Origin of the sequence: Fischerella muscicola PCC 7414 (assembly GCF_000317205.1) — a bacterium.
In the GTDB taxonomy this organism is placed as follows: domain Bacteria; phylum Cyanobacteriota; class Cyanobacteriia; order Cyanobacteriales; family Nostocaceae; genus Fischerella; species Fischerella muscicola.
Window position 1 is genome coordinate 1 of the sequence record NZ_AJLK01000003.1, and the last position, 22,818, is coordinate 22,818.

The 22,818-nt window shown below is 42.6% G+C and carries 18 protein-coding genes and 2 pseudogenes; 16 read left to right on the plus strand and 4 right to left on the minus strand.

The features are described 5' to 3' along the window. Window positions 1-77: 77 nt before the first annotated feature. The gene (locus UYI_RS0100150) at window positions 78-1,823 is read right to left on the minus strand and encodes a helicase HerA domain-containing protein (RefSeq protein WP_016864664.1); all 1,746 of its coding nucleotides are present in this window, start codon (window positions 1,821-1,823) and stop codon (window positions 78-80) included. A 263-nt stretch (window positions 1,824-2,086) separates the two neighbouring features. Continuing rightward, window positions 2,087-2,884, minus strand: coding sequence for a glutathione S-transferase family protein (locus tag UYI_RS0100155; protein ID WP_016864665.1), 798 nt, complete (start codon window positions 2,882-2,884; stop codon window positions 2,087-2,089). A 351-nt stretch (window positions 2,885-3,235) separates the two neighbouring features. Between UYI_RS0100155 and UYI_RS0100165 the strand changes: the two genes are divergently transcribed. From UYI_RS0100165 to UYI_RS0100175, 3 genes are all read left to right on the plus strand, one after another. Continuing rightward, entirely contained in the window at window positions 3,236-4,072 is an 837-nt protein-coding gene (locus UYI_RS0100165) for a fasciclin domain-containing protein (RefSeq protein ID WP_016864666.1), read from the plus strand. A gap of 188 nt (window positions 4,073-4,260) precedes the next feature. Next, a complete protein-coding gene (locus tag UYI_RS0100170; RefSeq protein WP_009454667.1) occupies window positions 4,261-4,647 on the plus strand; it encodes a hypothetical protein in 387 nt (128 codons plus the stop codon). 221 nt (window positions 4,648-4,868) lie between these two features. Beyond that, window positions 4,869-5,303 carry a DUF4870 domain-containing protein gene (locus UYI_RS0100175; protein ID WP_016864667.1) on the plus strand — a complete coding sequence of 145 codons (435 nt, stop codon included), beginning with the start codon at window positions 4,869-4,871 and terminating at the stop codon, window positions 5,301-5,303. A 114-nt stretch (window positions 5,304-5,417) separates the two neighbouring features. On the opposite strand, the gene UYI_RS0100180 is transcribed toward UYI_RS0100175, so the two are convergent. Beyond that, complete coding sequence (locus UYI_RS0100180; RefSeq protein WP_051035529.1) at window positions 5,418-6,752, minus strand: glycosyltransferase family protein; 1,335 nt, start codon at window positions 6,750-6,752, stop codon at window positions 5,418-5,420. A gap of 234 nt (window positions 6,753-6,986) precedes the next feature. Here UYI_RS0100180 and UYI_RS0100185 point away from each other — a divergent pair, with 234 nt between their 5' ends. From UYI_RS0100185 to ggt, 13 genes and pseudogenes are all read left to right on the plus strand, one after another. Beyond that, complete coding sequence (locus tag UYI_RS0100185) at window positions 6,987-10,973, plus strand: magnesium chelatase subunit H (protein ID WP_016864669.1); 3,987 nt, start codon at window positions 6,987-6,989, stop codon at window positions 10,971-10,973. Window positions 10,974-11,155: 182 nt separating this feature from the next. After that, window positions 11,156-11,782 carry a transposase gene (locus tag UYI_RS38505; RefSeq protein WP_235147884.1) on the plus strand — a complete coding sequence of 209 codons (627 nt, stop codon included), beginning with the start codon at window positions 11,156-11,158 and terminating at the stop codon, window positions 11,780-11,782. A gap of 130 nt (window positions 11,783-11,912) precedes the next feature. Next, window positions 11,913-12,188 (plus strand): annotated as a pseudogene (locus tag UYI_RS31615) (Uma2 family endonuclease); the annotation flags it as partial. Window positions 12,189-12,584: 396 nt separating this feature from the next. Further along, complete coding sequence (locus UYI_RS38510; protein ID WP_016864672.1) at window positions 12,585-12,791, plus strand: hypothetical protein; 207 nt, start codon at window positions 12,585-12,587, stop codon at window positions 12,789-12,791. Continuing rightward, the gene (locus UYI_RS38515; protein ID WP_016864673.1) at window positions 12,792-13,043 is read left to right on the plus strand and encodes a hypothetical protein; all 252 of its coding nucleotides are present in this window, start codon (window positions 12,792-12,794) and stop codon (window positions 13,041-13,043) included. A 192-nt stretch (window positions 13,044-13,235) separates the two neighbouring features. Next, complete coding sequence (locus tag UYI_RS0100205; protein ID WP_016864674.1) at window positions 13,236-13,496, plus strand: type II toxin-antitoxin system HicA family toxin; 261 nt, start codon at window positions 13,236-13,238, stop codon at window positions 13,494-13,496. Between the two features lie 167 nt (window positions 13,497-13,663). Beyond that, window positions 13,664-13,999: a type II toxin-antitoxin system HicB family antitoxin gene (locus tag UYI_RS0100210; RefSeq protein WP_016864675.1), complete on the plus strand. Its 336-nt coding sequence runs from the start codon at window positions 13,664-13,666 to the stop codon at window positions 13,997-13,999. Window positions 14,000-14,606: 607 nt separating this feature from the next. Then, window positions 14,607-14,756: a hypothetical protein gene (locus UYI_RS37475; RefSeq protein ID WP_162140374.1), complete on the plus strand. Its 150-nt coding sequence runs from the start codon at window positions 14,607-14,609 to the stop codon at window positions 14,754-14,756. 9 nt (window positions 14,757-14,765) lie between these two features. Continuing rightward, on the plus strand, window positions 14,766-16,208 hold the full coding sequence (locus tag UYI_RS0100215) for a deoxyribodipyrimidine photo-lyase, 8-HDF type (protein ID WP_016864676.1): 1,443 nt from the start codon (window positions 14,766-14,768) through the stop codon (window positions 16,206-16,208). A 261-nt stretch (window positions 16,209-16,469) separates the two neighbouring features. Then, window positions 16,470-18,197, plus strand: coding sequence for a diflavin flavoprotein (locus UYI_RS0100220; RefSeq protein ID WP_016864677.1), 1,728 nt, complete (start codon window positions 16,470-16,472; stop codon window positions 18,195-18,197). Window positions 18,198-18,327: 130 nt separating this feature from the next. After that, on the plus strand, window positions 18,328-18,858 hold the full coding sequence (locus UYI_RS0100225) for a phosphate-starvation-inducible PsiE family protein (protein WP_016864678.1): 531 nt from the start codon (window positions 18,328-18,330) through the stop codon (window positions 18,856-18,858). Between the two features lie 40 nt (window positions 18,859-18,898). Beyond that, complete coding sequence (locus UYI_RS0100230; protein ID WP_016864679.1) at window positions 18,899-20,641, plus strand: diflavin flavoprotein; 1,743 nt, start codon at window positions 18,899-18,901, stop codon at window positions 20,639-20,641. Window positions 20,642-20,761: 120 nt separating this feature from the next. Beyond that, the gene (gene ggt / locus UYI_RS0100235) at window positions 20,762-22,609 is read left to right on the plus strand and encodes a gamma-glutamyltransferase (RefSeq protein ID WP_016864680.1); all 1,848 of its coding nucleotides are present in this window, start codon (window positions 20,762-20,764) and stop codon (window positions 22,607-22,609) included. On the opposite strand, the pseudogene UYI_RS36295 reads toward ggt, so the two are convergent. Beyond that, window positions 22,592-22,818, minus strand: a pseudogene (locus tag UYI_RS36295) (hypothetical protein); the annotation flags it as partial. The gene ggt and the pseudogene UYI_RS36295 sit on opposite strands and share 18 nt — an antisense overlap.

Here is a 22,818-nt window from a genome sequence, read left to right on the forward strand (position 1 = left end):
CTCCCCATCACCCCACCTCCCCATCTCCCCACTCTCCCCATCTCCCCATCTCCCCATCACCCCACCTCCCCATCTCCTCAAAACCCCAAATCTGCCTTCGCCAATTCCGCAGCTGCAAAAACCTCCTCATCTGATCTCTCTTCCCAAGCAGCATCGCCAATTTCCTGATAGAAAACAGAATCGTAAGGACGGGTACGCACCACAACAGGCATAGGTACGGCATGACCTAAAATCAAAGCTTGTTGCTTAGAATCTAACTTTGCTAATACCGACTTCAAAGCACCAGCACCAGCTACCCCTGTAAAAATCGCGTCGATGTCTTTTTCATCATTCAGCAAAGCAGTGACGCGAGTTCCAATTTGAGACATGACTTCATTATCAATACCAGATGGGCGTTGATCGACTACCAACAGCGTGACGAAATATTTCCGCATTTCCCGAGCGATCGTCCCAAAGATAGTACTTTGGACGATGGCAGGATCTAAGAAGCGGTGCGCTTCTTCAATCGTAATCATTAACTGTGTGGGTTTATCGTTGGGATTTTTAGTCTGCAAAAACTTTTCGGCTTTGCTGACATAATGTTGGTGAATGCGGCGAGTAATCATGTTTGTCACCAACATGTAAGAAAGCATATCCGATTGCGAACCAAACTCAATGACGACATTCTTACCTGCTTCGAGCGATCGCAAAACTTGATTAACATAGTTATGCGGACAAGCAGCGCGCATGTATTTTAAATTTTCTAGACGAAACAGTTTGCGCTGTAATGCTGTAATCGAACCTTGGTGCCCCCGCTTCTCTTCGCACAGCAGCTTGATTTCTTCATTGGTCATACTCAACAATTGCAGAATCCAAGACTTACCAAATTCTGCAAAAAGAATATTAGCATTGTCTATGCTAGCGTCTGAAAGTCCTAAATCACGAGAGCATAATTTAATATCTTCTACTTCAATCTGGTCATAACTAAGGTAAAGTTCTTGCGCATGAGGAACACCACGCCGCTTTGTAGATTCGGGATCGAGAGTATATACCTCTACTTTGTTAGGAAATAATTGCTTTAAACCTTTAACAGTACTAAATTGTTTACCTTCTGAAACAGCTTCCCAGCCATATTCAGAATGCATATCAAATATTAAATTTACTGCGGCATTTTTGCGAATTGTCCCAGCCAAAAGTAGGCGTGTCAAAAAAGATTTACCAGTTCCCGATTTGCCAAAAACACCATTGCTACGTTCCACAAAACGATTTAAATCGAGGCACACCGGTACATCCATATCTAGTGGTTTACCGATGGAGAAATTTTTTCTTTGGGGGTCATCTTCCCAACCAAAGACGCGGCGAAAATCTTCTACCGAAGCATCATAAACCTGACTAAAATGGCTAGGAATAGTTTTGACTGGCATCAATTCCATTGTTGTGCTTGTTTGGGGTTGAAATGATGCTAAGGAACTTAAGTTTTGAGATTTTGATGCTTGTTTAGTCCCATTCTCCCCATCTCCCCATCCCCCTATTTCCCCATATTCCAAAGGTGGGGTAAACATCAACATTGGTGCGAGAGTAATAGTACCGTAAGTACCACTTCCAGCTAGAACTTCTCGTAAAAAAGTATCCTCCCAACTGGGAGGATTGGCAATAATTCTTTGGTTTGCAGTTCCCAATGCTACATCTGTAAGCATACAGAAAAAACGCGATCGCACCCCTTGCACCACTAAAAATTTCCCGACTCGCATATCTTCTACCAGAATATCGGGGTGCAATCGTACTTCTAATCCGCCTGTTAGGGAACCTTGAGTAACTGAACCTAATGGCTGTCCTAAAGTCATCGCATTAATTACATACTTACGTGCCCTATTTTATGTTGAAATCACTGGTGGTTGGTAGATATTTGTTGTTTGTTGGTTGTTGGTTGTTAATGGTTAGTGGTTAGTAGTTGGTGGTTAGTAGTTGTCAATCAGTTAACAGTGGACAATACCAAGTGACACCTTGGGAATTACCTGATAACTGATAAATGATAACTGGTTGGTGGTTAGTAGTTAAAAACCAATGACCAATGACAATGGACAATTGACAATTGACTATTGACTAACTATTCTATTTCAATCGAAGTCGGTGCAGTTGCACCTGTATTTGTTGTAAAATCCACCAGTGGTTTACGAAATTGGGCGTAAAGGCGATCGCGCCAAGCAAAAAATGGTTCATAAGCAGGATTATCTGCTAAACCAGGTACTCCTTTGCCTCGTAAGGATACTGGTAAATCCAAATAAGGACCATCGGGAAATTTTAATAATATCGATAAACCTGCCACTGCCAAGTCAGCAAGAGTGGGTTGATCTCCTAACAAATAGGGACTATCTGCCAATAGCAGACATAAAGCTTCTAAATCTTGCTGTAAGTCGGTAATGGCTTTTTGAACTACCTCTGGACTGTAACCTACTCCAAAACCTAAAATTTTGAGCAAATCGTTAGGTACTTCCCCAACAAAAGTTTTGAAAACATCTGGAACAGAAGTTGGTAACAAAGCTTTTCGGAAACTTTGATCTTGACTGATGGCAGAAAATAGGGCTTTGCGTCCTTTGATACCAATGGATTCATCTGCCCATTCTTCCATCATTAAGCATAAACCCCGTTGTTTGCCAGCTTGCGGTATAAGTGGGCGCTCAGGATAATGCAAGTCTAAATACTTAACTATTTCCGTAGAATCAACAATATACTTATAACCATCCTTCAGTACTGGTACTTCTGTTTGACCTGTTAGCCGAAAAAGTTCTACCTGTCCAATTCCAGGTGTAACTTCTATTTTCCGATATTGTAGACCCTTGTAATCGAGAATTAGACGAACTTTTTCTGAGTATTGAGATAGTTCAAATTGGTACAATTCCAGCATTTTTCCAATCCTGCAATTGGTGAATTGTTTGATTTTACAATTGTAACTTTACAAAAATTAATTTTATTGATTCTCTCCCAAAACTTTGGTGTCATTAGTCATTGGTTGATTGTCAATAGTCACTTGTCAATAATTATTATTTCATTGATATTTTTCTATCACCCATGATAAATCCTAATTTTTGTTGGAAAAAGTTTGATAATTATTCAGTCACGGTAAATTAAAAATATTCATCTCTAATCACACATCTACTTAATGATAAAAAATCCTATTTCCGTGGTTAGATTTTTTGTATAGTGAAATGTTATAAGTCTTTATGTAATCTGTAGAAATTAAAGCCAAACAAAATTTATGAAGGTAAATTATAGCAATTTGCTGACCAAGTTGGCTGGTATGGTAGGAGTAACGGGCATCAGTCTGATCATAGGTTTGCCCGTAGGGGCAAACGAGGTATTAAATCCTAGTCCGAGTATTTTTCAAGAAGCGCCCCATAATGGTAATCAGCGTCTTTTAGCAAACCCTAACTACATACTTGATAAGTCGGTACAACAAACAAAGGGTAATACCCTAAATCCAAAAACGGTAGCGCAAACAAATAGTGGAGGCGGGGTACTAAATCCTAGCCCCAGTATTTTCAATGAACCTCCATATAATCGTCGCCGCAGTGTACCTAGTCCTGAGACCCCAGTTGTACCTACCACTCCTGAAACTCAACCTTCACAACCAGGAACAGAAACAACTCCACCTCCACCACCAGAAGCTGGTACCGGAGACAAAACTTTAATAGCGCTAGCGGAATCAAATAAACAATTTACAGTTTTAACCAAAGCTTTAAAAGCAGCGGGATTAGTAGATATTCTCCAAGGTCAGGGACCATTCACAGTTTTTGCGCCCACTGATGCTGCTTTTGCCAAATTACCCCAAGATGCTGTACAAGATTTGTTGAAGCCAGAGAATAAAGAAGTATTGGTGAAGATTTTGACCTACCATGTGGTACCTGGTCAGGTATTATCCAATGATTTGAAGTCTGGCGAAGTAAAAAGCGTTGAAGGTGGTCCTATTAGCGTCAAGGTTAATAGCCCTCAAGATGTGATGGTTAACGATGCTAAAGTAATCCAACCGGATATAAAAGGTAGCAATGGCGTGATTCATGCTATTGATAACGTCATTTTACCGCCTGATTTGTAATTGGTGATCGGGGATCGGGGATCGGGGACAAGGGGGAATTAGTTACTATATTATTCTCTCCAGACTTCCCACACTCCCCACACTCCCCAATCCCTGCTCCCCGCTCCCTTGTTTAAAATTAAAATTTCTTAAGAGGTTAAATAAGGTTAAATAGAAGCTAAATTTGATCTTTGCTGGACTCTCACACCATGCTGACTGACATATTGCCTTTTAGTTTTGACTTAGATACAGTAGCTATCGCTGGCGCAAGTTTGTGGTCTTTGGCGCTATATTTAGGTTTTTCACCAGTCAGTGAATGGATTATTGAGCAACTTAATCGCTGGTTTAATTTTGCTGAGCGATCGCTATACACTAGTAAGTCAGAATTTGAGAAAACTCGTCAGGCAAGAGAATCACAGAACGCCTTTTACGCTTCAGTGTTCAGCATAATTCCTTTTCTTGTCATTGGCGCTTTGTGTAATTGGGGTGTGGAATTAAGTTTAGGTCGCAGTTGGGCAATTAGTATGGGTATACTCGCCTGTATTGGTTGTGGTGTCTACGAACTGGGACGGCGAGACGGTAATCCTTCTGAGTAAAAAACAGATAAGTACATAGTGCGACGCGGAGAACTAAAAATCTCCGTTTCTTTGTGTGTTGATGTTTAAAAGGTGAAAATAGAAATAAACACCATGAATATTAATATATATTACAAAAGTTACAATTATTACCAATCACTAACTGAAAAATATATGTAGATGATCTTTATTAATTAACTCTATTTGCATCAACTATTTAGCATCAAAAGGCAATTATAAAGATGCATAACCCACTTGATGAAACAACTCGTGCTTGGGGAATGGCTTGTCATCTTTCTGCGCTAGGAGGGTTTATTATCCCATTTGGCTCGGTTTTAATTCCCCTAATTATTTGGCTAACTCAAAAAGAGAAGCACCCATTTATTGACGAACAAGGAAAAGAATCTGTTAATTTTCAGCTTTCACTGATAATTTATTTATTATCATTTTGCTTGATTTTAGTTTTGTTAATAGTATTAATACCTTTCATATTAGGTCTTTTATCAGAAGATTATTCACTGAGTTTTTTATATTTATTTATACCTTTGCAAATCTTGCCAGTATTTGTTGTTATGGCTGTGATGCTTTTTCAGTTAATCATGGCGATTATTGCAGGAGTTAGAGCATACAACGGTCAATCTTATCGCTATCCTTTTAATTTACGACTTTTGAAATAGTCACTTAAATATAATTGTTTTTCTATAGCAATCCTAAATCATTCGTGAGAGGCGAGATCCCTGACTTCTCTAAGAAGTCGGGGTATGAGACTCAAATCCAAAAATTTTAATCACCTAGCCTTTTATTTCTTCATACACCAATTTTGCTAGTTTATCGGCTGCACCTGTTTCTCCTCTAATGCTTTGTAGCTTTGCTCGCATTTTGTCCAATTTTTCTGGATGATGCAAATAATCAAGAACAATTTCCCCAACTTCTTCAGGTTGAAGTTTTCCTACTAATTCTGGAACAACTTCTGATTTTGCCCAGATATTAGGCCATGCTAATAAGCCTTTACGCTGTAAAAATATCCAGTTAATTAACTTGGCAAAACTCGAACCTACTCCCGGTAAGTTTGCCAAAATTCCCGGCAAACCATCCCATGATTTCATGGCATCCAGTTGTTGAGTTGGTAGTAAGACAATCATTGGTACAGCTAAAGAACCGAGTTCGGCTGTATTTGCGCCTACTGTAGTTAAGCAAATCTGGCACTGGGACAATTTATCGTAGGCTGGATGATGAGTGATTAATTCCACAGTTAAACCATTGTGGGTTTTCAGCATCGGAGGTTCAGAATTAATTAATTGGGCTGAAATTCCGCCGAAAGTTTGTGTATAAGGATTTTTCTCAGGATAGGCAAAACTGGCTAATGTTTGTAATTCTAAAGTTGGCGCTACAGGAATGAAAAACTTTGTTTGTGGTCTTTTGGCTTGAACATATTCTGCGATCGCCAAAGTCAAAGGCACTCCCTGGGATAATTTTGCTGGCTTGGAACCAGGGAGTAAACCAATTAGTTCAATGTTTGGGTGATGGGGTGATAGTGTCTCCCCATCTCCCAACCTCCCCACCTCCCCATATAACTGGGTTTCTGCCATTAAATCCCCGACAACTGTAAATTTATGGGCATATTTAGGCGCGACTTTGGCAGCAACTTCTGGTTTCATGACTGCGAAACGATCAATCAGATTATGCCAGCGCGCTTCCCACTCTGCATAAATAACGCTGCGATAACCCAGCCTTTTAGCAATCACTACAGGAAAAAATTGATCACCGCCGAGAAAAATTACTACACCTTTACTTCGCCAGTCCCAATTTTCATGAGTTTTTCCCCAAAGCAAAAATTGCCAAAAATGTTCAGCAGCCTGCACTCTGTCTACTTCTGGATAAGAACGAGCGATATCAGCTTCTTTACCACTGGCGTGAGGACAAGGTGAGATAACCACTGAAATTCTATAATGCGTTTGCCTAGCGTCTCCTTCGGAGAATCTCTCCCAGCCTAATTTTTGCCGTAATGCCTTGACTACAGGTCGTACCCATGTAGTTACTTCGCCAGGGCCATTAGAAAGAATCAAAATGTCAAAGTCATTGGTTGATGGTTGGTTGTTGATTGTTGGTTGTTTTTGTTTAATCATTCTTCCTTGTCGGCGATCTCCCATCAGTGAATAACTAAAATAATTTACAAATTTTAATAATTTGCGAGTAATCACTTTTGAAAAAAGTCAAAATATGTAACAATATGTTTCATTGTTTATATCTTTTTGTGTCAGATAGGCGACAAAATCACCACGCAGTAAGCTTTTTCTGATAAAAAAAAGACTGAGATTGCCGATAGAGTTGAGAACACGCATCAAAGGAGCCGAGGAAGCATGTTCACCCACGTCAAGTCCACCATTAGACACATTGCGCCTGATGATCTGCGAGGGCGTCATTTAATCAAGGTGGTCTATGTCGTGTTAGAGTCCCAATACCAGAGTGCATTGTCACAAGCGGTTAGGGTCATTAACAAAAACCATCCTAACGTGGCGATTGAAATCAGCGGCTACTTGATAGAAGAACTCCGTTCGCCAGAAAACTACGAGGAGTTCCAAAAAGATGTCGAGACTGCCAATATATTTATCGCCTCACTAATTTTTATTGAAGAACTAGCTCAGAAAGTAGTAGCAGCAGTACAACCGCATCGCGATCGCCTTGATGTTGCTGTTGTTTTTCCATCGATGCCAGAAGTAATGCGCCTAAACAAAATGGGCAGCTTCTCAATGGCACAGTTAGGGCAGTCTAAGAGTGCGATCGCTCAATTCATGCGTAAGCGCAAGGAAAAATCCGGCGCTGGCTTTGAAGATGCGATGCTTAAATTGTTAAGGACTCTGCCACAAGTGCTGAAGTTCCTACCAATGGAAAAAGCACAGGATGCCAGAAATTTCATGCTTAGCTTTCAGTATTGGCTAGGGGGTTCACCAGAAAACCTGGAAAACTTCTTGCTGATGCTAGCTGATAAATATGTATTGAAAAATTTAGAGACGTTAAATTTAACGTCTTTACAATACGACGCACCGGTTGTTTACCCAGATATGGGTATTTGGCATCCTTTGTCAATGACAATGTTTGAGGATGTCAGAGAGTATCTTAACTGGTACAACAGCCGTAAGGATATTTCCAAAGATTTGAAAGACCCCTTAGCCCCCTGTATTGGCTTAGTGTTGCAGCGTACTCACCTAGTTACAGGTGATGATGCTCACTACGTGGCAATGGTACAGGAATTAGAAGCTATGGGCGCACGGGTAATTCCTGTATTTGCTGGTGGTTTGGACTTTTCTAAACCTGTAGATGCCTACTTCTACGAACCAACTACCAAGTCACCCTTAGTAGATGGTGTGATATCTTTGACAGGTTTTGCTTTAGTAGGTGGACCAGCACGTCAAGATCATCCCAAGGCAATTGAAGCCCTCAAGCGCTTAAATCGTCCTTACATGGTAGCTTTGCCCTTGGTATTCCAAACTACCGAAGAGTGGATGGATAGCGATTTGGGCTTACATCCAATTCAAGTAGCATTGCAAATTGCCATTCCGGAATTGGATGGGGCAATTGAACCGATTATATTATCAGGACGGGATGGGGCAACAGGGAAAGCGATCGCTCTCCAAGATCGGATCGAAGCAGTAGCACAACGGGCTTTAAAATGGGCAAACCTGCGGCGGAAACCCAAATTACAAAAGAAAGTTGCCATCACCGTTTTCAGCTTCCCGCCAGATAAAGGTAATGTGGGAACCGCCGCTTACTTGGATGTATTTGGTTCCATCTACGAGGTGATGAAAGCCCTCAAAAACAACGGCTACGACGTGCAAGACTTGCCAGAAAATGCCCAAGCCTTGATGCAAGAAGTCATCCACGACGCCCAGGCACAGTACAGCAGCCCAGAATTGAATATTGCCTATCGCATGTCTGTGCCTGAGTACGAAGCACTCACCCCCTACTCTCAACGTTTAGAAGCAAACTGGGGGCCACCACCAGGACACCTCAACAGCGACGGGCAAAACCTGCTGATTTACGGGAAGCATTTTGGTAACGTCTTCATTGGTGTTCAACCCACTTTCGGTTACGAAGGCGATCCGATGCGGCTGTTGTTCTCCCGATCCGCTAGTCCCCATCATGGTTTTGCTGCTTACTATACCTACCTAGAACAGGTGTGGCAAGCTGACGCCGTTTTGCACTTCGGTACTCACGGTTCTTTAGAATTTATGCCAGGTAAGCAGATGGGTATGTCTGGCGAATGTTACCCAGATAATTTGATTGGTACAATTCCCAACCTGTATTACTACGCAGCCAATAACCCCAGCGAAGCCACAATTGCTAAGCGTCGGGGCTACGCAGAAACTATTTCTTACTTAACTCCACCTGCGGAAAATGCTGGTTTATATAAAGGTTTGAAAGAACTCAGCGATTTAATTGCTTCTTACCAAACCTTAAAAGACACCGGACGTGGGGTTCCGATTGTTAACACCATTATGGACAAGTGCCGGATGGTGAACTTGGACAAAGATATTAATTTGCCAGAAGTTGATGCTAAGGATATGTCTGCCGAAGAGCGGGATAATATCGTTGGCATGGTCTACCGCAAATTGATGGAAATAGAATCGCGACTCTTGCCTTGCGGCTTACATGTAATTGGTAAGCCACCCAGTGCAGAAGAAGCAGTTGCAACTCTGGTGAATATTGCAGGTTTAGATCGTCCAGAAGAAGAAATTCAAAGCTTACCCCGAATTATCGCCAACAGTGTGGGGCGGGACATCGACGAAATTTACAAAAATAGCGATCGCGGCATATTAGAAGATGTCCAGCTGCTGCAAGACATCACAATGGCAACTCGCGCCGCAGTTTCTGCCCTTGTCCAAGAACAAACGGATGCAGAGGGAAGAGTTTCCTTTGTTTCCAAGCTGAATTTCTTTAATATGGGCAAAAAAGAACCTTGGGTAGAAGCACTGCATCAAGCAGGTTACACCAAGGTTGACGCCGCAGCCCTGAAACCTCTGTTTGAGTATTTAGAATTCTGCTTACAGCAAGTTTGTGCTGACAACGAACTCGGCGCATTACTCCAAGGTTTAGAAGGTGAATACATCTTACCTGGTCCCGGTGGCGACCCCATCCGTAACCCGGATGTATTACCCACAGGTAAAAATATACACGCCCTCGACCCCCAAGCCATCCCCACCCAAGCAGCAGTACAATCAGCCAAAATTGTTGTCGATAGGCTACTAGCAAGGCACAGGGCAGAAAACGGCGGCAAGTATCCCGAAACCATCGCCTCTGTACTTTGGGGAACCGATAATATCAAAACCTACGGGGAATCACTAGCCCAAATTATGTGGATGGTGGGTGTGCGTCCGGTTCCCGATGCCTTGGGAAGAGTCAACAAGTTAGAATTAATACCCCTAGAAGAGTTAGGACGTCCCAGAATTGACGTAGTAATCAACTGTTCTGGTGTATTCCGTGACTTATTTATCAACCAGATGAACCTGCTAGATAAAGCCGTGAAAATGGCTGCGGAAGCAGATGAACCTGTGGAAATGAACTATGTCCGCAAACACGCTTTGCAACAAGCAGAGGAAATGGGCATTAATCTGCGTCAAGCAGCAACTCGCGTCTTCTCCAACGCTTCTGGTTCCTATTCGTCCAATATCAACTTGGCAGTAGAAAACAGCACTTGGGAAAGCGAAGCAGAGTTACAGGAAATGTACCTAAACCGCAAATCCTTTGCTTTCAGTGCCGATAACCCCGGTACGATGGAAGAATCTCGGAAGATATTTGAAACTTCCTTAAAAACAGCCGAGGTAACTTTCCAAAACCTCGACTCTTCCGAAATTAGCTTAACTGACGTTTCTCATTACTTTGATTCTGATCCCACTAAAGTTGTGGCAAGCCTGCGTGGTGATGGTAAAACGCCAGCATCCTACATCGCAGATACGACAACAGCCAACGCCCAAGTGCGGACACTATCAGAAACCGTGCGTTTGGATGCCCGTACTAAATTATTAAATCCCAAATGGTACGAGGGAATGCTATCTCACGGTTACGAAGGTGTGCGTGAACTCTCCAAGCGCTTGGTAAACACAATGGGTTGGAGTGCGACTGCTGGTGCAGTTGATAACTGGGTTTACGAGGATGTGAACACCACGTTTATCCAGGATGAAGAAATGCAAAAGCGGTTGATGAACATGAACCCTCATTCTTTCCGCAAGATTGTATCAACTTTGTTGGAAGTAAATGGACGCGGTTATTGGGAGACGAGTGAGAGTAATTTAGAGAAGTTGCGTGAGTTGTATCAGGAAGTTGAAGATCGGATTGAAGGGATTGAGTAGGTTATAACTGTGTAGAAACGCCCAATGTAGAGACGTGCCATGGCACGTCTCTACAATTATTTCGGCGCCTCTCTACAATTATCTATACCGATAAACCTATGAAGCCCAAGTTCAAAGACAAATATCGAGTTGAATCAATTCGATTACCAAATAGAGATTACGCTGCGAATGGATCGTATTTCGTGACCATATGCACGCGCGATCGCACTTGTTTTTTTGGTGATGTAATTGATGGGAAAGTAGATTTATCAGAAATTGGGCAAATCGCACAACTATATTGGGCAGAAATCCCCAGTCATTTTGATCATACCTATATAGATGCTTATGCGATCATGCCAAATCATGTACATGGCATTGTTGTCATAGACAGACCACATAATGTAGAGACGCGCCATGGCGCGTCTGACCATGGCGCGTCTGACCATGGCGCGTCTGACCATGGCGCGTCTGACCATGGCGCGTCTGACCATGGCGCGTCTGACCATGGCGCGTCTGACCATGGCGCGTCTGACCATGGCGCGTCTGACCATGGCGCGTCTCTACACCAACCCCAAACGCAGGCAATAGATCAATCCAATAAATTTGCCCCCTTAAAAAGTGGTTCATTACAGGCTATTATTAACGCTTATAAATCATCTGTAACCCGTTGGTGTAGAAAAAATGGTCAAGAAAATTTTGGCTGGCAATCAAGATTTTATGACCACGTTATTCGTGCTGATAGTTCTTTAGACCGAATTCGAGAATACATTGCCAACAACCCTACCAAATGGGAAGATGACAAAGATAATCCAGCCAATTTATGGATGTAATCAATGAATAGATGTAGATTATCGACATACAAAATTTTGTAGAGACGTGCCATGGCACGTCTCTACATTTTCATGCTTAAACTTATATATATATCTACATATCTAAAATTTTTCATCCTCAAACCTCACCATGACTGCCTTAACAGTTAATCTCAAACCTGTAATTGAACTGACAGATGAGCAATTTTTCCAACTGTGTCAGGCAAACCGTGATTTGAGGTTTGAACGCACTGCAACCGGAGAATTAATTATCATGCCACCTACGGGGGGAGAAACGGGAAATCGTAACGGTAGAATCACTCAACAATTATTTAATTGGGCAGATGCAGATTGTACTGGCATTGCCTTTGACTCCTCTACTTGTTTCAAACTCCCCAATGGTGCAGATCGTTCTCCAGATGCTGCCTTAGATTTCATCGTCACCCGTTGACGAATTAAACTAGATAAATGTTCAATTAAGCGTATTTGTTCTTCAGGAGTTAAATTTTGAGCTTGTTGTAATACTTCTTGATAGCTAGGCATAAAATTTACACTTTTAATTTTCTGCTCTAAATCTAATATATAACTACTGCAAAAATCATTTCGGCAGTCGCAAAAATCATTTCGGCAGTCACAAAAATCATTTCGGCAAGTGCGGTTACTGATTGTGTTCATCCCGAAATAATAAATCGATACAGATAAATGTGTATAAACACAGAGAAATTCCTAGTCATTGCGTTAAATCATAAATCCACAAAAATACCCATCTCAGGGATAAGGACATCCCATTATCTTGAAAAAGAATAATTCAAGAAATACTCCCATGTCTCTAAAAACTCGTGGTTCTGTTGCTGTGGATAAAGCCCAACGTCGTCTCGCCCTGCTTAAATCCATTGATGAACATCTGGATTTTGGACACGGATTAACCATTGAAGCCTACAGCCGCCTCATCGAGGCTACCCGTGCCATGTTGGAAGCACATAATACGCTGCTATCCAATCTTGATGAATCTCGTAAGACATTAGACTAGATGGACAAGGCACTCTCGGAAATGTCTGAACGGATGCTCACTGGAGTCGCGACTATCTACGGCAAAAACAGCATCGAGTATGCAAAGGCAGGCGGTTCTAATCGCAAGCGGAGTAAAAAATCTATTTCACAAGTTCCTCCAGTTGTAGCAGTTATTACCACTCAACCGCCCCAAACTACAACTGCGAACAAGTTAACTGACAGCAACGGTAGCTTGAGCGATCGCTCCGTCAGTCATGCAGATAAAGTGTGATGTCTGCTTAATTGATGAAAACAATAGTGCGATCGCTCTGATCTTCTCCACAGTGCGATCGCTCTTGTCGTGATATCATATTGTGATATTATTTAAATAAATAGTGCATCTCAACTAAAATGACTAACTTTTCTAAGCGTTTTACCTCTGGTCAGTTACTGACCTAGTTTTTGTCTACGAGTACTGCACTGAATGGATCTTAATAATAAACAACGTGAAATTTTAAAGTTAATTTTTACAAATCCAATCCCTGCAAATATTCTCTGGAAAGATATTGAAAGTTTATTTCTAGCTTTAGGTGCTGATGTTAGTCAAGGAAAAGGTTCACGTGTGCGTGTGAAATTAAACGGAATTAGAGCCGTTTTTCATGAACCGCATCCTGAAAAAGAAACGGATAAAGGAGCAGTGAAATCGGTGAGAGAATTTTTGATCGAAGCAGGAATTGAACCTTGATAAATTAATGGCTAAAACTTTAAAATACTGTCAACCACTAACAAGCTTGAAATATTGTACGTATAATAAAATCCATAAACTTTATTTATTTGATACAAAACACTCAAAGTACAATCAGAAAAATTCCACAGATTTAGATAGATTTTTATTTACTGATAAAAGCCATGATGACCTACAAAGGATACACAGCCAGTATTGAAGTAGATATAGAAGCCGGAATCCTTTTTGGACGTGTATTAGACATTAAGGATGTAGTGACATTTAAGGCAAAAACTATTGACGAGGCTCGTCAAGAATTTGAAAATTCTGTTGATGATTACCTAGCTTTTTGCGAAGAATTAGGGGAAGAACCTGATAAACCTTTTTCTGGAAAACTTCCTTTCCGTACTACCCCCGAAAAACACCGCAAAATTTTTATTGCTGCCAAAAAGTCTGGTACAAGCATAAACGCTTGGATGGATCAGGTTTTGACAGCAGCCGCAGATCAAGCGATTAATACTTAGATGTCTAGAGTAACTCTTTCAAGGTGACTCGTAAAATATTTGCTTTCCTCTGTGCGTCCTCTCTCTTGAAAAGCTTTGAGCCTCGCTACCGCTTTCTGCGCTTACGCTAACGGAGGAAACCTCCGCACCCTACGGGAAACTGCAAAGTGTCTACAAACTTTTCGCTGCGTCCTCTGCGGTTCAAAAGTGATTTATTTAACTATACCAGGCACAGAGAAAACACCAGATAAGAGGTTACAGAGGTATTGATGGCGCGAGAATTTTTATCCACCTTGAAAGGGATAGATGTCTAGAGTTAAAGATTGCGCGAATATTTCTTTTTGTATTTATAACAGAGTTAAATAATCCAAAATTAGAGGTCTGAACATGAAAACCAAACGCGAGAGAGAATAAATTAAAACTATTAACGAAAATCTTAGAGCTATTACCTACAGTATGGACTTGCTAATACCAGGATTTTATTTTTGGTGTCCATATTTCACCATTAGAATTGGCGGTGCAAGACCCGATGATAACCCTTACAGATATCCCGGTAAAATTCACAGTTCTGTAGGTATTGGAATAGTGCTACCACGATACAAAATATTTACAACGTACCAGGGTAGCTATGACGCTTGATAAGCACACGAATAACATTGATAAAATTTATGATGACCTCTATTGCGATCGCCTTCACCTTCCCCAAACAGCAGAATTTTTCCGCAGACTGATGCTAATTGGTACTATTAGGTCTAATCTAGTACAGGCGAACTATTAATATGAGTGAATGTCTGACTTAATTCTATTTTGGCATCGTCGCGACTTACGCATTTCTGACAATACCGGACTTGCTGCCGCACGACAACGCAGTGCAAAAGTTGTAGGTGTGTTTTGCCTTGATCCGAATATCCTGGAACGGGATGATGTCGCGCCTGTACGAGTAACTTACATGATTGGCTGTTTGCAAGCACTACAACAGCGATACGCACAAGCTGGTAGCCAGTTGTTAATACTCCACGCTAACCCCACACAAGCAATTCCAGCACTGGCGGTAGCATTGGGTGCAAAAGCTGTATTCTGGAATTGGGATGTGGAACCCTACTCTCAAGAACGCGATCGCACCATAATATCTGCACTCCAAGAAAAAGGTATCGAGTTCCTGGAAAACAACTGGGATCAGATTTTGCACGCACCAGAAGATATTCGTACTGGTTCCAATCAACCCTACACTGTTTACACACCCTTTTGGAAGAATTGGATTAGCAAACCAAAAGCGGAACCAGTAGAAACTCTAGAAAATGCTGAGGGTTTAACAGAAAAAGAAACAGAAATTGCCAAAAGTGCTGGAGTAATTGAATTACCCTTAGCTAAAGATTTAGGATTTGTCTGGGATGGAGAATTGATTATTGCTCCAGGAGAAGAAGCAGCGCAAGAACGCTTAGAAGAATTTTGCGATCGCGCTATTAACGAATATCAAGAACAACGAAATTTTCCAGCAGTTGACGGTACATCTCGCTTGAGTGCAGCGTTAAAATTTGGTGCGATCAGCATTCGCAAAGTTTGGCAAGCGACACAAGAAGCCTTAGAAAACAGTCGTAGCGAAGAAACACAAACTAATATCCGTACTTGGCAACAGGAATTAGCATGGCGAGAATTTTATCAACACGCTATGTATAATTTTCCCGAATTAGCAGCAGGTGCCTACCGCGACGCCTTCAAAAATTTTCCTTGGGAGATTAACCAAGAACATTTCCAAGCTTGGTGTGAGGGTAGAACTGGTTATCCCATCGTTGATGCAGCAATGCGTCAGATGAATGAAATTGGCTGGATGCACAACCGTTGTCGGATGATTGTTGCCAATTTCTTGACTAAAGATTTACTTATTAATCCCCAAATGGGTGAAAAATACTTCATGCAGAAACTAATTGATGGTGATTTATCTGCAAATAACGGCGGTTGGCAATGGAGTGCTTCTAGTGGCATGGATCCCAAACCAGTACGTATTTTTAACCCGGCAAGTCAAGCACAAAAATTTGATCCAGAAGGTGAATATATTCGGCAATGGGTTCCTGAGTTGCGTTCGTTTGATACCGAGTATTTAGTTACTGGTAAAATCACACCTTTAGAGCGTCAAGCTGTTGGTTATCCTGATCCAATTGTGGATCATAAACTACAGCAAAAGATGTTTAAAGAACGTTACCAACAGCAAAAAGTTCAGCCTTTAGGATAATTATTGTCAGACTAAATCACTCACCCACAAGTTCAGTGATCAGTTATTGCTTACTGATAACTGGTCACTGATCACTGATAACTGTGAAAGGCTTGTTACTCGGACAAACTTTATGATAAGCATAAGCTAAACAATAGGTATCAAATATTTAAAATAACTAATAAGAGACTTTAGAAATTGACATTTTACAAATCTAGTGCATCCAGATAAACATTAAATAAGGTAAAGCATTATTACGAAGATTGCTGGAGGCAGCAGGGTATGGTTGCACTAACTGCTCGTGAAAATACCAAACCGCAAGGTCGCTTGACCATGCAAACAATTGAGATTGGGGTTGAAACGATCGCTATTCGTTCTCTAGATTGGGATCGCGATCGCTTTGATATTGAGTTTGGATTGCAGAACGGTACAACCTATAATTCCTTTCTCATTCAAGGTGAAAAGACTGCCCTCATTGATACCTCTCACCGCAAGTTTCAGCAATTGTATTTAGATGTAGTCAAAGGATTAATTGACCTTTCAACCCTGGATTACTTAATTATTAGCCATACTGAACCAGACCACAGTGGACTGGTGAAAGAGGTATTGCAGTTAGCCCCCCAAGTCACAGTAGTGGGGGCCAAGGTTGCCATCCAATTTTTGGAAAACATGGTACATCAGCCATTCTCATCTTTAATCGTCAAGAATGGCGATCGCTTGGATTTAGGCTACGGACATGAGTTAGAATTTGTCTCTGCTCCCAATCTTCATTGGCCAGATACCATTTTTACCTACGATGCCAAAACCCGCATCCTTTATACTTGTGATGCTTTTGGGATGCACTACTGCGATGACCACACCTTTGACGAAGACCCAGAACTATTAGAACAAGACTTTAAATATTACTATGATTGTCTGATGGGGCCAAATGCCCGTTCTGTACTGTCTGCGATCAAGCGGATGGAAAAATTAGATGTTGGTATGATTGCCACAGGACACGGCCCTTTATTGCAACACCACCTCTCAGACTGGGTGAATTGCTATCAAAAATGGAGCCAAGAACAAGCAAAAACAGATACCTTAGTTGCCCTCTTCTACTGTAAAGATTACGGTTACAGCGACCAATTAGCAAGAGCGATCGCTCATGGCATCACAAGAAATGGTGTTGCAGTAGAACTAGTAGATTTAAGTACTGCTGAACCCCAAGAAGTCCGGGAATTGGTGAACCAAGCAACCGGTTTAGTGATTGGAATGCCATCCCAATCTGATCAAAATGCCCATGCAGCTTTAAGTACCATTCTCGCCGCCGCCCACAACAAACAAGCAGTCGGGCTGTTTGAAACTGGTGGTGGGGAAGATGAACCAATTTATCCCCTACGGAACAAGTTTCAAGAAATTGGACTCACCGAAGCTTTTCCCCCAATTCTGATTAAAGAACCGCCCACACAGGCAACTGAACAAATGTGTGATGAAGCGGGAACTGATATCGGACAATGGTTAACTCGCGATCGCACCATTAAACAAATCAAAACCCTCGATAATAACTTAGAACGGGCATTAGGAAGACTTAGCAGTGGACTCTATATTATAACTGCCCAAAAAGGCGATGTTAATAGTGCCATGTTAGCCTCCTGGGTAATGCAAGCGAGTATGAATCCTTTAGGAGTTGCCATTGCAGTTGCCAAAGATCGGGCTATTGAGTCTTTATTGCATGTAGGCGATCGCTTTATTCTCAACGTCCTGGAGGAAGACAACTACCAAAGTTTAATGAAACACTTTCTCAAGCGTTTTCCCCCCGGTGCAGATCGGTTTGCAGATATCAAAACTTATCCCGCTAGCAATGGCTGTCCCATTTTGGCAGATGCCCTAGCATACATGGAATGTGAAGTCACAACCCGCATGGAGTGCAGCGATCACTGGATCATTTATAGCAACGTCCACACTGGTAGAGTCGCCAAACTAGACGCCCTCACTGCCGTCCATCATCGGAAAGTTGGCAACCATTATTAAGGTATGGGGGGTATGAGGAGTGTGAGGAGTATGAGGATAAAACATTTCTTTTACTCCCCCCATCTCTCCCCACCTCCCCACCTCCCCACCTCCCCACCTCCCCACCTCCCCTCACTGGAGTTATCACATGATGCAATTGCTGAAAGATTTGCCAGTCAAACCTGTTAAGCGAGAAAGTTGGTTGAATTTAGGTCGGATTGTGCAAGCACTGGAATTTGTTCAAGATTTAATAGTGATTTCTTTATGCATCGGGCTATTTAGCTTTATGGTGCTGCAAATCTGGACTATGTTCCTTTCTCTCATCCCCCCGATTCACTTCCACGTTGTGACAGCAGATATCCTATCATTGCTGATTTTAGTGGAGTTATTTCGTCTGCTGATTATTTACTTGCAAGAGCAACGAGTTTCGATTGGGGTGGCTGTAGAAGTCTCGATTGTTTCTGTACTCCGAGAAATGATTGTACGCGGTGTACTGGAAACAACGTTTATGCAAGTATTGGCTGCTTGTGCTTTTTTACTGGTACTGGGCATATTAATGGTTCTCAGGGTTTGGCTACCCCCAACTTTTGAAGGTATTGATCCTGAACAAGAAGTCTCGAAGCGTTACAAAAAGCGCCTTGCCCAAGAAATGGCTGAATTAAATGGTCATTCCAATTATTGATTGCGATTAGCCCACCAACCACTAACCACTAACCAATAATATGTCTGTCTCAATTTTATCTCCAACTCTCACCCGTCCCCGTGATGTTCAAGTTGCTGAAATTGGCATTAATACTTTAGTTTTGCGATCGCGAACTTGGGAACGTCTCAAGTTTGAGGTTGAATACGCCCGTCAAAAAGGCACTACAGCCAATTCTTATTTGATTCAAGCCCAGCAAACTGCTTTGATTGATCCTCCTGGTGAGTCTTTTACCCAGATTTTTTTAGAAGAGTTACAGAAACACCAAGATTTAACTCAGTTAGATTACATCATTCTCAATCACGTCAATCCTAACCGGATGGCAACTCTCAAAGTCTTGATGGAAAAAGCACCCCAAGTCAAGATTGTCTGTTCTAAACCTGGTGCGAATGTCCTGAAAAACACCTTTCCTGCCTGGGAGTCAAAAATACAACTTGTTCGTTCCGAAGATACTCTTAATTTAGGTGAGGGACATCAACTGCAATTTGTCACAGTCCCAACTCCGAGATGGGCAGATGGCATGTGTACTTACGACGTCACTACCCGCATTCTCTATACTGACAAGTTGTTTGGCGTACATGTCTGTAGTGATGTCCTGTTTGATGAAGACTGGAAGCAGCTGGATGGCGATCGCCGCTATTATTTTGAATGCCTCCACGCCACTCAAGCGAAACAAGTAGAAGCAGCTTTAGATAAATTAGCACCTTTACAAGCTAAATATTACGCCCCTGGTCACGGGCCGATTGTTCGCTACAGTCTCAGTCGTTTTAGTTACGATTACCGCCAATGGTGTCAGGAACAAAAAAATCAAGAATTGCGAGTAGCTTTGCTTTATGCTTCTGCCTACGGTAACACGGCAACTTTAGCACAGGCGATCGCCCAAGGATTAATTCAAACTGGAGTTGCAGTCGAATCTATCAACTGCGAACTAGTAGAACCCAGTGAAATTACTCGCGCCATTGAAGCTTGCGATGGCTTTATCATCGGTTCTCCTACTTTAGGCGGCCATGCACCCACCCAAATTCAAACTGCTTTGGGAATTGTCCTCTCGGCGGCGGCGAAAACCAAATTAGCGGGTGTGTTCGGTTCCTACGGTTGGAGTGGGGAAGCGATCGACCTGATTGAAAGTAAACTATTAGATGCCAATTACCGCTTAGGGTTTAACACTATCCGCATTCGCTTCAGTCCTACTGAGTTCACTTTGCAACAATGCCAGGATGCGGGAGCAGAATTTGCCCAAGTCTTGAAAAAGAAAAAGAAACTCCGCACTCCCCGCCAAGCGTTAACAGCAGCGCAAGTAGACCGGACAGAACAAGCCGTTGGACGCATCATTGGTTCTCTGTGTGTTCTTAGTACTCGCCGCGGAGATAGCCACAGTGTAATCCTCACATCGTGGGTATCCCAAGCTACCTTTAATCCTCCCGGTTTAATGATTGCGCTCGCCCAAGATCAAAATGCCGATACCATGATTCATCCCGGCGATCAATTTGTCCTGAATATTCTCCAAGAAGGACGTAACCTCAGACGTTACTTTTCCTACCACAGTATCCCAGGTGAGAATCCTTTTGCTCAATTAACAACCAAAACTGCTAATAACGGTTGCTTAATTCTCACTGATGCCCTTGCCTATCTAGAATGTACTGTGCAACAACGAACCGAATGTGGCGATCGCTGGTTAATTTATGCCACTGTAGATAAAGGCGAAGTGTTAGAACCAACAGGTGTCACCGCCATTCAGCATCGGAAATCAGGTAGTCATTATTAAGGGGATTGGGGTGATGGGGTGATGAAAGTGAAGATGTTCTCCCTTGTCCTCCTTGTCCTCCATGTCCCCAATCCCCTTCTCCTGCGTGATACTATGAGAGTCTGAGTGTACTCTATTAAAATGCTTAATTTTCGTCGCTACACGCAGGTTACAGTATTTATTTTTCATTTATGTTTTTCTGCATCACTGTTTAGCAACCACAAACAAGTAGCTGCCACCGTTAGCCTACCCCTACGCACCAAAAAAGCTATGGTGGTGTCTGCCCATCCCCTCGCCAGTGACGCAGGGTTGCAAATTTTACGCAAAGGTGGTAGTGCAGTTGATGCAGCTGTAGCGACGACTTTTGCTATCTCTGTGGTAGAACCTTTTTCAGCAGGAATTGGTGGCGGTGGCTTTTTGCTGTTTCGCGATGCCAAAACAGGAGAAATTAAAGCTTTAGATTTTCGCGAACGCGCCCCACTCAAAGTAACGAGAAATATGTATTTGGATGCTCAAGGTAAAGTGCGTCCGAGTTTAAGTATAAATGGTCATTTGGCAGTAGCAACACCAGGGACGGTAGCCGGACTTTACGAAGTGCATCAACGTTATGGTAAACTGCCTTGGGCAGAAGTTGTAAAACCTGCGATCGCTCTCGCTGAAAATGGGTTTATCCTGAGTCCTCAAGTAACGTGGCGTTCGATCACAGCCTACGAAGATCGCAAGCAAGCAATTCTCACCAACCCAGCAGCACGAGCAATTTTCACTCGCAACGGCGAACTATATCAACCAGGAGAAAAATTAGTACAGCGTGACTTGGCAAAAACTTTAACAGCAATCTCCCAGAACCCCCGCAGTTTTTATACTGGAAATATCGCCCGTGCCATTGCTGCTGACATGGCAAAAAATGGTGGTTTGGTAACTCTAGAAGACTTGAAATCTTACCAACCCATCTGGCGTACTCCTGTATGTAGCAATTTTCGCCAAGCAAGAGTTTGTTCCATGCCACCTCCTTCCTCTGGGGGCGTGCATTTATTACAAATGTTAAATATTATTGGTTCTACCGATTTAAAATCTTGGGGTTGGCGTCACCCCGATGCCATCCACCTGATGGTAGAAGCAATGAAAATTGCTTATGCTGATCGCTCAAAATTGTTAGGCGATCCTGATTTTTTCAAAGTACCTATACAACAATTACTTAGCCCTGCCTATGCCCAACAACGGCGGGCTGAAATTACTATGAATAGAGCAAGGCTGGCAACTGAAGTCAAGCCTGCGAATATAAAATTACAGCGGAATCTGACTCCTCAACCTCTTGTGTGTAGGCAGAAATCGAGACTAATTCCTGCAAGTAATTCTTTGATGATTACTCAGAACCCACAGGAAACATTCTACAATCCCCGCTACGAGTCTACAGAAACCAGCCATCTTACCGTTGTAGATGCACAACGCAACGCCGTAAGCCTGACTTTTACTATTAACTTGGGATTTGGGGCTGCTGTGGTTGCTGACGGAACAGGAATTGTCCTCAATAATGAAATGGATGATTTTGCGGCTGCACCGGGAGTACCGAATGCTTTTGGTTTAACGGGTAACGAAGCTAATGCGATCGCCCCATGCAAAACACCTTTATCCAGCATGACTCCCACGATTGTGACTGAAAATGGCCGCCTCCGCTTAGCGGTGGGGGCGCCTGGTGGTGGTACTATCATTACCCAAGTGCTGCAAGTCATCCTCAATGTCTTAGAGTACAACATGGATGTAGGCGCAGCTGTTTCTGTCCCTCGCATCCATCATCAGTGGCTTCCCGATGAATTGCGAGTTGAACCCTTTGGTTTAGATGCCCTCACCGTAGCAGAATTACAGCGTCGGGGACACAAAATTAAACAAACCCAGCCTTGGGGAAATATTAACGCGATCACAGTTACCTCTGATGGAAGTTTAGAAGCAGCAGCCGATCCGCGTGGTGAAGGTTCACCGAGAGGATATTAAATTAGGGGATCGGGGAGATGGGGTGATGGGGTGATGGGGAACTCGGGGCCCCCGCGACCGACAGGGAGTGGGGATTAGGGGCAGTGGGGTGATGGGGTGATGGGGTGATGGGGTGATGGGGTGATGGGGTGATGGGGTGATGGGGAGGTGGGGAGGTGGGGAGTAGTAGCCATTAACTACTAACCACCAACAACCAACCACTAACCACT

Coding starts and splice junctions, on each gene's coding strand:
- UYI_RS0100150 (WP_016864664.1), bottom strand. CDS start 1,823: ATGACTTTAGGACAGCCATTAGGTTCAGTTACTCAAGGTTCCCTAACA.
- UYI_RS0100155 (WP_016864665.1), bottom strand. CDS start 2,884: ATGCTGGAATTGTACCAATTTGAACTATCTCAATACTCAGAAAAAGTT.
- UYI_RS0100165 (WP_016864666.1), top strand. CDS start 3,236: ATGAAGGTAAATTATAGCAATTTGCTGACCAAGTTGGCTGGTATGGTA.
- UYI_RS0100170 (WP_009454667.1), top strand. CDS start 4,261: ATGCTGACTGACATATTGCCTTTTAGTTTTGACTTAGATACAGTAGCT.
- UYI_RS0100175 (WP_016864667.1), top strand. CDS start 4,869: ATGCATAACCCACTTGATGAAACAACTCGTGCTTGGGGAATGGCTTGT.
- UYI_RS0100180 (WP_051035529.1), bottom strand. CDS start 6,752: ATGATTAAACAAAAACAACCAACAATCAACAACCAACCATCAACCAAT.
- UYI_RS0100185 (WP_016864669.1), top strand. CDS start 6,987: ATGTTCACCCACGTCAAGTCCACCATTAGACACATTGCGCCTGATGAT.
- UYI_RS38510 (WP_016864672.1), top strand. CDS start 12,585: ATGTCTCTAAAAACTCGTGGTTCTGTTGCTGTGGATAAAGCCCAACGT.
- UYI_RS38515 (WP_016864673.1), top strand. CDS start 12,792: ATGGACAAGGCACTCTCGGAAATGTCTGAACGGATGCTCACTGGAGTC.
- UYI_RS0100205 (WP_016864674.1), top strand. CDS start 13,236: ATGGATCTTAATAATAAACAACGTGAAATTTTAAAGTTAATTTTTACA.
- UYI_RS0100210 (WP_016864675.1), top strand. CDS start 13,664: ATGACCTACAAAGGATACACAGCCAGTATTGAAGTAGATATAGAAGCC.
- UYI_RS37475 (WP_162140374.1), top strand. CDS start 14,607: ATGACGCTTGATAAGCACACGAATAACATTGATAAAATTTATGATGAC.
- UYI_RS0100215 (WP_016864676.1), top strand. CDS start 14,766: ATGTCTGACTTAATTCTATTTTGGCATCGTCGCGACTTACGCATTTCT.
- UYI_RS0100220 (WP_016864677.1), top strand. CDS start 16,470: ATGGTTGCACTAACTGCTCGTGAAAATACCAAACCGCAAGGTCGCTTG.
- UYI_RS0100225 (WP_016864678.1), top strand. CDS start 18,328: ATGCAATTGCTGAAAGATTTGCCAGTCAAACCTGTTAAGCGAGAAAGT.
- UYI_RS0100230 (WP_016864679.1), top strand. CDS start 18,899: ATGTCTGTCTCAATTTTATCTCCAACTCTCACCCGTCCCCGTGATGTT.
- ggt (WP_016864680.1), top strand. CDS start 20,762: ATGCTTAATTTTCGTCGCTACACGCAGGTTACAGTATTTATTTTTCAT.